Origin of the sequence: Promicromonospora sp. NPDC059942 (assembly GCF_042731755.1) — a bacterium.
GTDB lineage: Bacteria > Actinomycetota > Actinomycetes > Actinomycetales > Cellulomonadaceae > Promicromonospora.
Genome location: NZ_JBHWLR010000003.1, coordinates 267,824 through 281,576, shown reverse-complemented (window position 1 = coordinate 281,576; position 13,753 = coordinate 267,824). Strand labels below are relative to the sequence as shown.

At 73.8% G+C, this 13,753-nt stretch carries 12 protein-coding genes; 3 read left to right on the top strand and 9 right to left on the bottom strand.

Translation table 11 applies throughout. The annotated features are described in order from the left end of the window. Positions 1–159: 159 nt before the first annotated feature. From ACFV9Q_RS06370 to ACFV9Q_RS06355, 4 genes are all read right to left on the bottom strand, one after another. Positions 160–1,890, bottom strand: a complete 1,731-nt coding sequence (locus ACFV9Q_RS06370; protein WP_377233670.1) for a DUF222 domain-containing protein — start codon at positions 1,888–1,890, stop codon at positions 160–162. Between the two features lie 131 nt (positions 1,891–2,021). Beyond that, positions 2,022–2,447 (bottom strand): VOC family protein, encoded by a 426-nt coding sequence (locus tag ACFV9Q_RS06365; RefSeq protein ID WP_377233669.1) that lies wholly within the window; start codon positions 2,445–2,447, stop codon positions 2,022–2,024. A gap of 123 nt (positions 2,448–2,570) precedes the next feature. Beyond that, positions 2,571–3,521 (bottom strand): DNA-binding protein, encoded by a 951-nt coding sequence (locus ACFV9Q_RS06360; RefSeq protein ID WP_377233668.1) that lies wholly within the window; start codon positions 3,519–3,521, stop codon positions 2,571–2,573. A 348-nt stretch (positions 3,522–3,869) separates the two neighbouring features. Next, positions 3,870–5,099, bottom strand: a complete 1,230-nt coding sequence (locus ACFV9Q_RS06355) for an erythromycin esterase family protein (RefSeq protein WP_377233667.1) — start codon at positions 5,097–5,099, stop codon at positions 3,870–3,872. 92 nt (positions 5,100–5,191) lie between these two features. Between ACFV9Q_RS06355 and ACFV9Q_RS06350 the strand changes: the two genes are divergently transcribed. Continuing rightward, positions 5,192–6,019 (top strand): TioE family transcriptional regulator, encoded by an 828-nt coding sequence (locus tag ACFV9Q_RS06350; protein WP_377233666.1) that lies wholly within the window; start codon positions 5,192–5,194, stop codon positions 6,017–6,019. Here the strand turns inward: ACFV9Q_RS06350 and ACFV9Q_RS06345 are convergent. The 4 genes from ACFV9Q_RS06345 to ACFV9Q_RS06330 form a co-directional block, all read right to left on the bottom strand. Continuing rightward, positions 5,985–7,184 carry an RNA polymerase sigma factor gene (locus tag ACFV9Q_RS06345; protein ID WP_377233665.1) on the bottom strand — a complete coding sequence of 400 codons (1,200 nt, stop codon included), beginning with the start codon at positions 7,182–7,184 and terminating at the stop codon, positions 5,985–5,987. The genes ACFV9Q_RS06350 and ACFV9Q_RS06345 overlap by 35 nt on opposite strands. A gap of 15 nt (positions 7,185–7,199) precedes the next feature. Further along, positions 7,200–7,616, bottom strand: a complete 417-nt coding sequence (locus tag ACFV9Q_RS06340; RefSeq protein WP_377229882.1) for a YciI family protein — start codon at positions 7,614–7,616, stop codon at positions 7,200–7,202. A gap of 188 nt (positions 7,617–7,804) precedes the next feature. Then, a complete protein-coding gene (locus ACFV9Q_RS06335) occupies positions 7,805–9,331 on the bottom strand; it encodes a tyrosine-type recombinase/integrase (protein ID WP_377233664.1) in 1,527 nt (508 codons plus the stop codon). 107 nt (positions 9,332–9,438) lie between these two features. Next, positions 9,439–10,692: an MFS transporter gene (locus ACFV9Q_RS06330; RefSeq protein WP_377233663.1), complete on the bottom strand. Its 1,254-nt coding sequence runs from the start codon at positions 10,690–10,692 to the stop codon at positions 9,439–9,441. Positions 10,693–10,854: 162 nt separating this feature from the next. Between ACFV9Q_RS06330 and ACFV9Q_RS06325 the strand changes: the two genes are divergently transcribed. Further along, positions 10,855–11,742 carry a winged helix-turn-helix transcriptional regulator gene (locus ACFV9Q_RS06325; protein ID WP_377233662.1) on the top strand — a complete coding sequence of 296 codons (888 nt, stop codon included), beginning with the start codon at positions 10,855–10,857 and terminating at the stop codon, positions 11,740–11,742. A 3-nt stretch (positions 11,743–11,745) separates the two neighbouring features. Here ACFV9Q_RS06325 and ACFV9Q_RS06320 read toward each other — a convergent pair whose 3' ends face one another. Further along, the gene (locus ACFV9Q_RS06320; RefSeq protein WP_377233661.1) at positions 11,746–12,444 is read right to left on the bottom strand and encodes a LysE family translocator; all 699 of its coding nucleotides are present in this window, start codon (positions 12,442–12,444) and stop codon (positions 11,746–11,748) included. 109 nt (positions 12,445–12,553) lie between these two features. On the opposite strand from ACFV9Q_RS06320, the gene galE reads away from it, so the two are divergent. Beyond that, the gene (gene galE, locus ACFV9Q_RS06315) at positions 12,554–13,576 is read left to right on the top strand and encodes a UDP-glucose 4-epimerase GalE (RefSeq protein ID WP_377229887.1); all 1,023 of its coding nucleotides are present in this window, start codon (positions 12,554–12,556) and stop codon (positions 13,574–13,576) included. Positions 13,577–13,753: the final 177 nt, after the last annotated feature.

Sequence of the window (13,753 nt, the reverse complement as noted above, 5' to 3'; positions counted from 1 at the left end):
GGGGACGAGGAGCGTGTCCTGGATCGCCGTATCTCGGTCACGTCAGTCGGGTGCGCAGACGGCCAGGCCTCGACGGCCGCTCCCACGGCCGCGCACCTCCACAACTACGCACCTCCACAACTGCGCACTCTCACGACCGCCTGCAGCGCGCAGTAGATATCAGGCAGCCCGATCCCGGGCCCACGGCAGCCCGATCCGGCGACCGTGGCGGCTGGTGAAACTCCACCGCCCTGGCTGGTCCGGTGTCGGACCGGGCTCCCACGACATCGTGACCCCGGTGGTGTCCACCAGTGTGTGGTGATGCCAGCACAAGAGGGCGGAGTTCGCGACGGACGTCTCGCCGCCGTCGGCCCAGTGCCGCAGCGCATGGTGCACCTCGCACCGGCTGGGTGGCTGATCGCATCCGGGGTAGACGCAGTGCTGGTCACGGGCGATCACGGCCTTGCGCATCTGCCCGGTCACCGTGCGCTGTGCCCGTCCGACGTCGATCGCGGTGCCGTCGGCGCCGAACACGACCCGCGTGACCTCGGCGTCGCACAGAAGCCGGCGCAGGAGGTCGCGCGGAACGACGCTCCCTGTCGTGGACGCGCCCGTGAACGTCGCAGGCTGAGCGGTCAGCGCCGTCAGGTCCCCGGGACGGAGCGCGCCGCTACCGGCGGCACCGCCGTCGAGATCTGATCCGGTGCCACCGGACCCGTGCCCTGAGCCGGCCGCGTCAGGATTCCGGCTCGGGCCGGCACCGCGCTGGCCACCACCGGTCGCCCCGGTCTGTTCGCCGTGGGTGTTCGTCCGCCCGCTCCGGAGCAGCTCCGTCAGGGACACGGTGACGTGGACGTGCGGACGCACCGCCGCACCGGAGCCGACGCGGCCGTTGTCCAGGACGTCGCGCGCCAGGTCGGCGAGCGCCTGCGCCCGGCGCTGGGTGGGTGTGCGGTCGTCGCCGGCGGCCGGGGCGCCCATCATCGCGCCGAGCGCCGTCGACAGCAGGTGTCCGTGCTCGTCGGTGAGGAAGCCGTTGACGTGCCAGCCCCCGAATGTCGGCGAGACCTCCAGGTGCTGCCGCTCGGTCGCTTCCCGGTAGCCGCGGTCGTCCGCGTCGGGATCCGCGACCTGGCCGAACCGCTTCAGCACCCGACGGAAGCGCGCCGGGTCGCAGGCACCGGCCAGCCCCGTCAGATACCCCTCGCCGGTGATCGCTGGGGGAGCCGGGCTGCTGTCGCCCGCCGTCTCCGGGTCACCGTCGGTGGTGGCCGGCTCGGCCGGGGGCGCGCCGCCGACGACGTCGTCCTCCAGGCCGGCGCCGGTGTCATCCACAGAGTCGTCCGCACGGTCCCCGCCGCCAACCTGCGCATCCAGGGCCGCGACCGGCGACTCCGGGAGTTCCTCCGGCTCGATCGGCGCGGCCAGTGCCGCCCTGCGTGCCTCGCTGGTGGGCGCGACGTCCACCAGGGCGCGGACGTGGTCGACGCCGATGTCACCCGCGAGGGCCGCCGCGCGGGTCGTGGGCAGGTGGTCACGCAGCACCCGGCCGGTGCCGGCCTCCCGGTTGGCGGTGGTGGTGCTGACGTTCTCCGTCCTGGCGAGCCAGGCTGAGAACGTCCGCGCCCCCGTGGCCTGCCAGGGGTGCCGGGCTTCGATCACGGGCAGCCATGTCAGCCGGACCGTGTCGAGGCGGGCGCTGAGCGCACGCAGCCTCGGCGCGGCGTCCACGAGCCGGGGGACCGCGACACCACCCGTGCGGGCGGACTCTCCGACGCCGTCGACCGCGTCCGGTCCCGCTGAGGCCACCAGCTCGTCGGCGAGCACGTCGAGCTCGCTCAGCACGGTGTCGAGGGCGCGCGGCCCGCAGGCCTGACGGGACTCAGGTGGAGGCACTGGCGTGCGGTCCATCTCGTGTCACCCCCGCCCTGGTCCGTTGCTGTGCTGACCCTCCGATTCTATCGAACACACATTCGATCTGCTGGGCTCAGATAAAATCTGTGGATAACCGTTGAACCAGGTGGACGTGGCGTGTGGAGCGGCTACTCCGCCCCGGCGTCCGCGCCGAACTGCTCGACGTAGTGCGGGTTGTACATGACGCCGAGCACGTTGCCGAAGGGGTCCACGACCGCGGCGGTGACGAAGTCGTGCCCGCGCTCGGTGACGGGCTGGTACTCGGTGGCGCCCAGGTCGAGCAGACGGGCCACCGTGCCCTGCAGGTCGTCGACGTGCCAGTACATGAGCGCGCCCCCGGGCTGGTCGGGCAGCCCCGGGGGCGCGTAGGCCCGGCTGACGAGGCCGAGCTCGGCCTCGTTGTCCCCGATCCGGAACTCGGCGTAGGCGGGCGTGCCGTCCGGTCCGGAACGCTGGAAGTAGGGCTCGACGCCGAGCACCTCGGTGTACCAGGCGGAGGCCGCGGCGACGTCGTCGGCCCAGTAGTTGATAGTCGAAAATCCTCGAAGGCTCATGCCGCCATCTCAGCACCGGACACTGACACTCGCCGCAGCACGCGGGTGTTCTTCGTGCTCAGGGGCGGTTTTCACGCGCTCTTTCGCCCGTGCCTCACCCCGCCTTGTCTCGCCCCGCCTGTCTCACCCCGCCTGCGCCGCGGAGGCGGGCTCGGTCCCGGACGGATCGACCCGCTGAGCAGCCGCGCTCAGCGCCTCCCGCAGCCCCGCGGCGGTGCCCTCGGCCTGGGCCTGGCCGGCGATCGCCGCCACGCGCGCCTGCTCGGCGTCCGTCGCCTGCCTGCGCGCGGACTCCAGCGCGTCCCGGGACGCGGACAGCTCACCCTCCAGCCGGGCCACGGAGGCCTCGGCGCCGGCTCGCGCCGCATCGGCGGCGGCCCGGTCGCGGTTCGCCTGCGCGACGTCGCCCCGTGCGGCCTCGAGCGCGCCGCGCACGTCCGTCAGGGACTCCCGCAGGCCCACGGCGGCACCGTCCGCCTGCGCGCGCGCCGACTCCGCCTCGGACCGCGCGCGCTCGGCGGCCGCAGCCCCCGCCCGGGCCTCGGCGAGCTCGTCGCGCACGGCCTCCAGCGCCCGCCGCGCGGCGTCGAGCTCACCCTCCAGCCGGGCGGCGGACGTCGCGGCGTCGGCCCGGGCCTCCTCGGCCGCGTCCCGCTCGTCCTGGACCGACCGCGCGTGCTCGCGCGCGGTCTCCAGCAGGGTGCGGAACTGCGCGAGCTCGGCGTCTGCCTCGTCCACGCGCGCCGCCAGGGCGTCTGCCTCGCCGACGACGGCGCTCAGTGCCTCCTCCGACGCCGCCGCTGCCGCCTCGTGCTCCGCCCGTGCCGCCTCGACCGCCGCACCCCACAGGGCCTCCAGGCCGCGCTCCGCCAGCGCGCTCACCGTGGCGGGCAGGTCGGGGAGCGCGCTGCGCGCGTCGTCCTCGGCGGTCCTCGCGTCGCGCCACTCCCGCAGATATTTCGTGGCCGTCGCATTGGAGCAGCCGGCGCGCTCGCGCACGTTCGTCACAGTCAGCGCCGCACCCTCGGCCGCCAGTGCGTCCGCTGCCTGGAAGACCCGTTCCTTGTCCCGCACGTCGTTCCCCGCTCACGTCGTCGTCTCGACCGTCCCGGTTTCCGCAGTCCCCGGCTTCGACGGTCATTGCTTCGCCAGTCATTGTTACTGCTCGTAGTAGTACGAGTAGTAGCAGAATCCTACTCCTACTTTCACTCCACACACTGCGCACCCGCTTTCCTGAAGCGGGTGCGCAGAGGATGTGAAGACGGCCAGATACCGGGGTTCAGGAGCGCTCAGCAGGGCATTAATGGGCCTCCGGAGAGCAGATAGTGAGCGTCGAATCCGCGGGAGATCGGCCTCAGATCCACCCCACCTCGGTCGACGCCCTGACCGAACCGGCACGCACACCGCCGCGCAGACGCAGGATCAGTCCTCAGGTACGTCCTGGAGAAACACGACCCCGTCCAGGTCGGCGAGCTGGGCCGGGTCCAGCGGCGCGTAACCGAACCAGGGGGACACCCGCGCCACCGAGCCCTCGAGCAGCGCGGACAGCCCCGGCCCGTAGACGACGCACCTGTCAGCACCGAGCGCGGAGAGAACCCCCTCGACGCTGTCCGGCGGCGCGTCGTCCACGCCCTGGTGCCGGATGCTGCCGACCGCCGTGGCCAGGAACCCGTACCGCTCGCCGAGCCGGGCGCTCACCAGGGCGCCCGCACCCCACCACTCCAGCCGCGGGTGGTCCCACATGCGCATCGTGCTCAAACCGCGCTGCAGGTGACTGTTGTGCGCGCTGACCAGCACAGGGCCGCGCTCCGCGAGCGCCAGCAGGTTGTCCGCCATCAGGGCGTCGCGCACCGCGAGCAGCCGCGTCATGCGCGCGGGCGAGGGGTCGGCCATCCAGAAGTGGTAGCGCAGCAGGCCGGTCGCGGTGCGTCCGTACAGCCGCGCCCGGTCCCACTCCTGCACCGTGGAGGTGGCGATGAGCTGCGGGGCGTGCGAGTCGAGGAGCGCAGCCAGGTCGTCGGCGAGCAGGCGCAGCTCCCTGGCCTCGGCGGACTGCCCCACCGACCGGGCCGGATCCATCATGGCGGCAGGTTCGGTCCACCGGGCGTCCGCGCCGATCATCCGGTCGAGCACGTCCGCGGTACACGGCAGCAGCTCGGCGTCGACGCGCGCGGACAGATACTCGTACAGGGCCGTGAGCGCGGCCCGGGGGCTCGCGGCCGCCTGGATCTCCAGCGGCCCGTCGAAGCCCGCGAACCGGAGCCGGTCGGCGTCGGGTCGGCCCTCCTCGTCGGCACGCTCGTTCCAGGCGCGCATCCAGCGCACCAGCTCGCGGTTGGCGGGGAAGGCGCCCCACTCGTGGCTGAACCCGCGCGCCATGATGTCGTCGAGCACGGCGGCGTCGCGACCGCCCTCGCCGGCGGCGATGTAGTCGTCCACGACCTGCCCCGCGAGGCAGTCGGTCTCCAGGGCGATCGTGCGGTAACCCTCCTGCTCGACGAGCTGTCGGAACAGCTCGTTGCGCAGCCTCAGGAGGGCGCCCGCGCCATGAGTCGGCTCGCCCAGGGCGAGGATCTGCGGCCGGCCCGGGAACAGGCGCAGGACGGCGGCGGCGTCAAGGGGATGAACGGTGTGCTGGAGGTCTCTCACCATTCCCTCAACGGTATCGTTGACGTCCCGGTTGAGACCTGGGCCCGGCAGGGTCCGGAACAAAGCCCAAGACAGTAGGCAGAACAGGTGGGTGGATGCGGCAGAACCCTCAAAGCGCCTCTCGGCTGCGGCCGGTCGACCTCGCACGGGATCACGGTCTGTCCACACAGGCGGTCCGCAACTACGAGGACGCCGGCATCCTCCCGGCCGCCGTCCGCACGCCGTCCGGGTACCGCGCCTACACGCCGCGGCACGCGCGCGCCCTGCGCGCCTTCCTCGCCCTGGTCCCCGGGCACGGCCATCGGACGGCGGCCGCGATCATGCGGGCCGTGCACGACGGCGCGGTCGGCGAGGCGTTCCGGCTGATCGACGAGAGCCACGCCCAGCTCCTGGAGGACCGCAGGACGCTCCGCGCCGTCGAGGACGCGCTGCAGGAGCTCGACCCCTCGGAGACGGAGACGAAGAGCAAGCCCGAGGGGAGGCCGGAGAGGAAGACGAGCACGAACGCGGACCGGGGACGCGGCACCCTCACCAGGACGGCACCGGACGCCCCGCGCCCCGGCGACACCTTCATCGGCCCGCTCGCCGCCGCGCTCCGGATCCGGCCCGCGACCCTGCGCACCTGGGAACGTGCGGGCCTCGTACGCCCGCGGCGCGATCCGCAGACCGGCTACCGGGTCTACGACGAGGCCGCGCAGCGGGACGCCCGGCTGACCCACCAGCTCCGGCGCGGCGGGTACCTCCTGGAGCAGATCGCCCCGCTCATCGGCCAGGTGCGCACGGCCGGCGGGCTGGAACCCCTGGAGGCGACCCTGCACGAGTGGCACGCGCGCCTGACCGACCGCGGGCGCGCCATGCTCGCGGGGGCCGCCGCCCTGGAGGCCTGCCTCAGCGAGCCGCCCGCAGCCGCGCCGCCTGCTTGATGAGGTGCGTGCGCTCGGCCGAGCTCGCCGCCCGGTCGGCTGCGGCCGTGTAGTGGTCGATCGCCGCGGCGGCGTCGTCGGCACGCTCGTACAGGTGGGCCGCCACGGCGTCCCACCGGGACAGCCCCGGGTCGATCTCGGCCAGGGCCGCGAGGCCTGCCCGCGGGCCGTCGACCTGCCCGACGGCGACGGCGCGGTTCAGGGCCACGACGGGGTTGTCGGTCAGGCCGGCGAGCTCGTCGTACCACTCGAGGATCTGCGGCCAGTCGGTCTCCGCCGCGGTGGGCGCGTCGTCGTGCAGCGCCGCGATGGCGGCCTGCACCTGGTACTGCCCGAGCGAGTCGTGCCCGAGCGAGTCCTGTCCCAGCCGGTCCCGCGCCAGGGCGTCCTGCAGCACCTCCACCCCCTCGCTGATCATCGTGGTGTCCCACCGGGAGCGGTCCTGCTCGTCGAGCGGCACCAGCTCGCCCGAGCCGGTGTACCGGGCGTCGCGGCGGGCGTGGTGCAGCAGCATCAGGGCCAGCAGGCCGGAGATCTCGGGATCGACGCCCTCCGGACGCGCCGCCGACGCGACCGCGAGCTGACGGGTCAGCCGGATCGCCTCGTCCGCCAGCGAGATCTCGCCGGTGAACCCCTCGTTGAAGATCAGGTACAGCACGTGCAGCACCGCGCGGGCGTCGCCCGGCTGGTCGAACCGCTGCCCGGCCAGGGTGCGCTTGGCGCGCGAGATCCGCTGCGCCATCGTCGCCTCGGGGACCAGGAAGGCCCGTGCGATCTGGGCCGTCGTCAGCCCGCCGACGGCCCGGAGCGTCAGCGCGATCGCCGACGCCGGGCTCAGCGCCGGGTGACAGCAGCGGCTCAGCAGCAGCAGCGTGTCGTCCGACTGCTCGGTGGGACCGGGTGGCGGCTCGTCGTGGACCCGCTCCTCCCGCCGTCGTCGGGCGGCCTCGGACCGCTGGGCGTCGATGAGCTTGCGGCCGGCCACGCGCAGCAGCCAGGCCTTCGGGTCGTCCGGCGGGTCCTCGGGCCAGTGCCGCACGGCCTCGATGAGGGCCTCCTGGACGGCGTCCTCGGCCGTCGCGAAGTCTGCTCCGCGACGGACGAGGACGCCGAGGACCTGCGGCGCCAGCGTCCGCATCCGGTCGTTCACCGCGTCGTGGTCCACACCAGGCCTCTCAGGTCACTCGCTGATCGTCAGGTCCTCGCCGAGGAACGGCCGCACCTCGAGCCACTCGTGGATCGGGCGGCCGCCGGCGCCGGGTGCGGCGGACAGCTCGGCCGCCGCCTCGTAGGCCCGCTCCTGGGACTCGACGTCGATGATCATCCAGCCTGCGATGAGGTCCTTGGTCTCCGCGAACGGGCCGTCGGTCACGGGCGGGCGGCCCTCGCCGTCGTACCGGACGAACGTGCCCTCCGGCGCGAGCGCGCCCTCGCTGACGAACTCGCCGCTCTCGGTGAGCTTGTCGGCGAACCGGCGCATGTAGTCGATGTGCTCCGTGATCTCCTCCGGCGTCCACTGGTCCATCGGGACGTCGGTGCCCGGCAGCCACGCCGGGCCGCCGCGCCGGTAGTGCTTCAGCAGCAGGTACTTCGCCATGGTTCTCTCCCTGGGTCACGGGCCCCGCGGGGCCCTGCGTCGTGGACGCGGTACGGACGCCGTCTTGCGCCCTCGACCCTAGGACGGAGCCCCCCTCGCGTTCTCGACATCAGGATCGCCGATCCGCGAGAAAAAAGTTTGGGACCGATGAACGTGCAGGTCAGGCCGCCCTGCTGAGCCCACCCAGCTCAGCCGGCCCTGCTCCGCACGGCCCGGATCGGCGTGACCGCCGCCGGTGCGTCGAACCCATCTGCGTCGGTCCCCGGCACGACGGCGGCCGCCTGGAACGCCGCGCTCATCGTCTCGCCCAGGGCGTCGAGGTCGTCCTCGAACAGCCCGGCGTAGGTGGACAGCGTCAGGACGGGCGACTCGTGCCCCAGCATCCGCTGCACCGCCTTGACCGTCGCGCCGCCCGAGATGGCCAGGGACGCCGCGGTGTGGCGCAGGTCGTGCAGGGTGAGCGTGTCGAAGTCCTCGGCGCCGGGCCCCAGCGTGGTGCGCGACAGCGCCGCCAGCAGCCGGGTGCGGCTCACCTTCTCGCCCCGCGTCATCGTCTCGCGCGCCCGGTCCTGGTCCGCGACCAGGGACCACGTCGCGGGGTCGCAGATCCCGGTCGCCTCCAGGCCTGCGTCCGACTGGAGCCGGCGCACCGCGGCGACCACACCGTCGTCGTACAGGCCCGTGGCGCGAGTGCCTGTGGCGCGAGTGCCTGTGACGGACGGCCCGCCGGCGTAGCGGCCGTCGTCGTGCAGGCCGTCGTCATACAGGCCCAGCGCCTCGCGCAGGGTGCGGACGGCGCGGCCGGCCGCCAGCACGGCGGGCCGGAACGCCGACCGGTCGAAGCTCTCGCGCCGCAGCGCGGTGTCCCGGGTGCCGGTGAACAGCAGGTCGCCGCGCGCCCGGCCCGCCGCCTGCTCGGCCACGGCCGGGGCCAGGGACGCCGGCAGGGGTACCTCGCGGCGCGCGTGCGTCTTGGTGTCGCCGAGCAGGAGCGTGCCGTCGTCCAGGCGGGTGTACGCCTTGGTGACGTGCACCCGCCGGCGCAGCAGGTCGACGTCGGCCACCGTCAGCGCGCTGACCTCCCCCCAGCGCAGCCCGGTCAGCGCGGTGAGCAGCACGAGGGTGCGGGTCTGGGCGGAGGTGGTCGCGTCCGCGACGCGCCGGAGCTGCTCGTGCGAGAGGTAGCGGTGCGGCTTGGTCTTCGGGGCGCGCGGCAGGGCGGGCACCTTGCCCGACGGCGTCCGCGCGGGGTTGGTGCGCAGGCGCCGCGCGTCGACGGCGGCGTCGAGCAGGGCCACCAGGAGGCGGGCCGCGTCCCGGCGCCGGGCGGGCGAGGCGGTCTGCCCGGTGGTGGGGGAGGCCATGGTGGCGGCCCAGCGGGCGACGTCCTCGTGGGTGACCTGCCGCAGCGGCCGGTCGCCGAAGGCCGGGGCGACCAGGGAGCGGAAGCGTTCGCGCTCGGCCTCGATGGTGCGGGGCGCGCGGTCGACGCGGGCCTCCTGCCAGGTCGCGAACCACTCGGCGACGGTGACGCGGCCCGCGGACGGGTCGATCCACTCGGCGTGCTTGCCCGCCTCCTCCTGCCGCCGCGCCTCCGCGAGCGCCTCGCGCCGCACGGTGAAGCGGCGGGTGCTGCGCAGGCGGCCGTCGACGCGGTATCGCCCGATGTAGCCGGTGCGGCCCTCGGAGTCGGTGCGCTGCTCGGTGTACGCCACGGGGGCAGCGTAGTCGGGGCGTTCCGCCTGGTCGTGGGCGCGCGGGGCGTGTCGGCAAGCGGTGTGTCGGGGAGCGGTGTGTCGGGGAGCAGCGTGTCGCGGACGGCTCACGCCGCGGCGTGCTGGGGCTCGCTCGTGTAGTCCTCCAGGTTCCGCAGCCGTCGCACGGGGCTCGCCGCGAGGATCGCGGGTCCGGCGAGCATCACGAACGCCGACCCGAGCAGTACCGCGCGGGTCCCGGCCGTCTCGGCGACCGCCCCGGCGATCAGGCCGCCCAGCGGGATGCAGCCCCAGGACACGAAGCGCACGGTGCCCATGACGCGGGACAGGAGCTCGGGCGGGCTCGCGACCTGCCGGTAGGTGCGCGTGACGATGCTGCCGGGGACCACGGTGGCCGCGAAGACGAGGTTGCCGAGGGCGAAGCAGAGCCAGCCCCAGTGGCCGGCGCCGGCGGGGATCAGCAGGGCACCCGCGAACCCGACGAGCCCGTCGAACAGCACGACGCGCGCCGAGCCGAACCGTCGCACGAGCCAGGGTGTCGCCCAGGCAGCCAGCAGCGCCCCGACGCCCTCGGTCGCCAGCAGCAGCCCGACCACGGCGGCGGGCGCGTGCAGCTCCCGGACCAGGTAGATCGCGAACAGGGCGAGCTGGGCGCCGCAGACCGTGTTGACCACGCACGCCCACCAGGTGCACGGCGCCAGGACGGGGTGGCCGGTGACGAACCGCCAGCCCTCGGCGATCCGTCGGCGCAGCGGGGTCGGGTCGTCGTCGCCCGGCTGGCGGCGTTCGGGCAGGGTGCGCAGCAGCACGGCGGACGCGACGTAGGACACCGCGTCGAGCAGCAGCGCGGGCGCGGCGCCGACGAGCTGGACGAGCAGCCCGCCCAGCGAGGGGCCGCCGAGCTCGGTCACCGCGTGCGTCCCGGACATGAGCGAGTTGCGGCTGGTGAGCTGGTCGCGCGGCACCACGGAGGTGATGAACGTCGTGCTGGCACTGAAGAAGAGCACCTCGGCGAGGTTGAGCGTGAGCGCCACGACGAACAGCTGGGCGAGGGTCAGGTGGCCGGCCCACCAGGCCAGCGGCACCGAGACGATGGCGGCGGCCCGCACCAGGTCGGTGCTGATCTGGGTGCCGCGCAGCGGCCAGCGCTGCACGATCGCGCCGGCGGGCAGCCCGATGACGATCCAGGCCAGGTAGGACGCCGCGGCGAGCAGCCCGGTCTCGAACGGTCCGGCGTCGAGCACGAGGACGGCGGTCAGGGGCAGGGCGATCTTCGTGACCGCCGAGCCCATGTTGCTGGTCGTCGTGGCCGCCCAGAAGGTCCAGAAGGAGCGTGCGGCGGTCGGGGCCGTCGTCGTCATGGGTGTGCCTCCGGGTGGGTCGGGTGATGGGCCGAAGCAGTGGGTTCCATTTTGGAACCGACTGCCCGTACAGTGGCAGAAGGACGGCAGCGGGCGCAACACGGCCCGGCGCCGCGACCGAGTGACAGCACCCGGACGACGACGTGCGAGAGGATGGCGCGCATGCGCAAGGAGGACCTGGCCGACGCCGACTGCGGGATCGCGCAGTCGCTCGGCGTCATCGGCGACTGGCAGAGCCTGCTGATCGTGCGCGAGGCCGCGGCCGGCGTCTCACGCTTCGACGCCCTCGCCCACGAGCTCGGGTTCAGCAGGCGGGCCCTGACCGAACGCCTCGGCCGGCTCGTGGACGACGGCGTCCTGGAGCGGGTCCCGTACTCGGCGCACCCGCCCCGGTTCGACTACCGGCTCACCCGCCGCGGCGAGGGGCTCGTGCCCGTGCTCGTCGCGCTGCAGGAGTGGGGGACGCGCCACGTGATGGGCGACGGCACCGTCTCGGGCGCCGTCGGCGACGCCGAGGCGCGACGTGTGCACGCCCTCGTGGGGACGCAGGTGCCGGACGTGACGCTCACGGCCCACGACGGCACCGCCGTCGGCCTCGTGGACCCCGACCGCTGGACCGTGCTGTTCCTCTTCCCGGGCGCCTACGCCCCCGACACGGACGGGTACCCCGCCGGCTGGGGCGACATCCCCGGCACCCGCGGCTGCACGCTCGAGTGCGTCACCTACGCGGGGCGCACCGCAGCGCTCGCCGACGCCGGCGCCCGGGTGCTCGGCGTGTCCACCCAGCGCCCCGACCAGCTCGCGGCCTTCGCGGCGCACGCAAAGCTGCCGTACGCGCTGGCCTCGGACCAGGACGGCCTGGCGGCGTCCGCCCTGCGCCTGCCCGTGTTCCGCGCCGCCGGGACGGACCGCCTCAAGCGGACCACGCTCCTGATCGCGCCTGACGGCACCGTCCGCCGGGTCCAGGCCCCGGTGACCGACCCGGCGGGCTCCGTGGACGACATGCTCGCCGCGGTGCGTGCGGAAGCCGGGCAGGCCGTGCCCGGCTGACCGTCAGATCGCCCGGGCCTGCCCCGTCAGCGCGTTCCAGCCGATGCGCCCGGCGAGGGCCAGCAGCACGACGCCGGTCACCCGGTCGGTCACCCGCGCGATCGTGCGCCCGGACAGCCACCGTTTCGCCAGGCCCGCGGCGTGGATCAGGAGCGCGAGCCAGGCCAGCCCGAGCACGTCGTGCTCGACGGCCAGGAGCAGGCCCATCAGCAGGTGCGGCACGCCGTCGGGCAGGAACTGCGGGATCGTGGCCAGGTAGAAGACGCCGACCTTGGGGTTCAGCAGGTTGGTCGTGGCGCCGAGGGCGAAGGACCTCCAGGGCGAACGCTCGACGCTCGGCAGGGCGCCAGGCGCAGCACCGGACACAGCACTAGGCAGAGCGCCGTCCGGCAGCGCGTCGTACCGCCCGGCGCGGAAGCTCGACCACAGCATCCGGCCGCCGAGCCACGCGAGGTAGGCCGCGCCCGCCAGGGTGAGCGCCCGGTAGGCCGTCTCGGAGGCGGCGAGCACCGCCGTCGCGCCCACGGCGGCCGCGACTCCCCAGGCCAGGACGCCCGCGTTGATGCCGAGCGCCGTGGCATAGGCGTGCCTGCGGCCGCTGACGACGGCGGTCCGCAGCACCAGCGCGCTGTCCAGGCCCGGCATGATCGTCAGGGGGATCGCGACCAGCGCGAACAGGAGCATCGCCTCGGGAACCGTCACGCGCGCGAACGTACCAGCGCCCGGCCCGCCGGAGCCCGTACCGCCAGGGTCCGGCCACAGCCCGTCTCACCGATGCCGGCGTGCGCGACCGAGCCGGTAGTTTGGAGGCATGCGCGTTCTCGTCTCCGGTGGAGCCGGCTACATCGGCTCACACACCGTCCTTGCCCTGGTAGCCGCCGGTCACGACGTCATCGTCGTCGACGACTTCTCGAACTCGAAGCCCTCGGTGCAGGGCCGCCTGGAGGCGCTCGCCGGTCGCGCGATCCCCTTCCACGGCTTCGACCTGACCGACGCGGACAAGACCGAGCGGCTCTTCGCGCACGAGCGGATCGACGCCGTGATCCACTTCGCGGGCTTCAAGGCGGTGGGGGAGTCGGTGACGAAGCCCCTGGAGTACTACCGCAACAACCTCGACTCCACGTTCGCCCTGGCCGCCTCGATGGCGAAGTACGGGGTCACCAAGCTGGTGTTCTCGTCGTCGGCCACGGTGTACGGCGAGAAGGCCCCCGTGCCGTACCGGGAGGACTACGAGCACCTGTCCTCGTCGTCGCCCTACGGGCAGACCAAGGTGATGATCGAGCGCGTCCTGACGGACATCGCGCAGATCTCCGAGGGCTGGAAGGTCGCGCTGCTGCGCTACTTCAACCCGGTCGGCGCGCACGCGAGCGGCGACATCGGCGAGGACCCGCAGGGCATCCCCAACAACCTGATGCCGTTCATCGCGCAGGTCGCGGTGGGGCGTCGGGACAAGCTCACGGTGTTCGGCAACGACTATCCGACGGCGGACGGCACGGCCGAGCGCGACTACCTGCACGTCACCGATCTCGCCGCCGGGCACGTCGCGGCGCTGGAGCACCTGGACGACATGGTGGAGCCTGCGCGGGCGTTCAACCTCGGGACCGGCACCGGCACGTCGGTGCTGGAGCTGCTGAAGGCCTTCGAGCGCGCGGTCGGCCGCGAGCTGCCGTACGAGATCGGCCCGCGCCGCGCCGGCGACCTGCCCGCCTTCTGGGCCGACCCGACGCGCGCCAACACCGAGCTGGGCTGGCACGCGACCAAGACCATCGACGACATGTGCGCCGACACCTGGCGCTGGCAGTCCCAGAACCCCGAGGGGTTCCCGGGCAGCTGAGCCCGGCAGCCGAGCCGGGCAGCGCCCGGCCGACATCGGCTGACACGGGTCGGGGGGCGGGGCGAGGGGCGTGGGTCGCGACTTCTTTGTTCTTCCCCTCCCCCCACCCGCGTTCCCCCTCGGTTGGTTTCCTCCCCTCCACAACAAGACGAGGGGGGCCCCCCCCTCCGGTTCCCG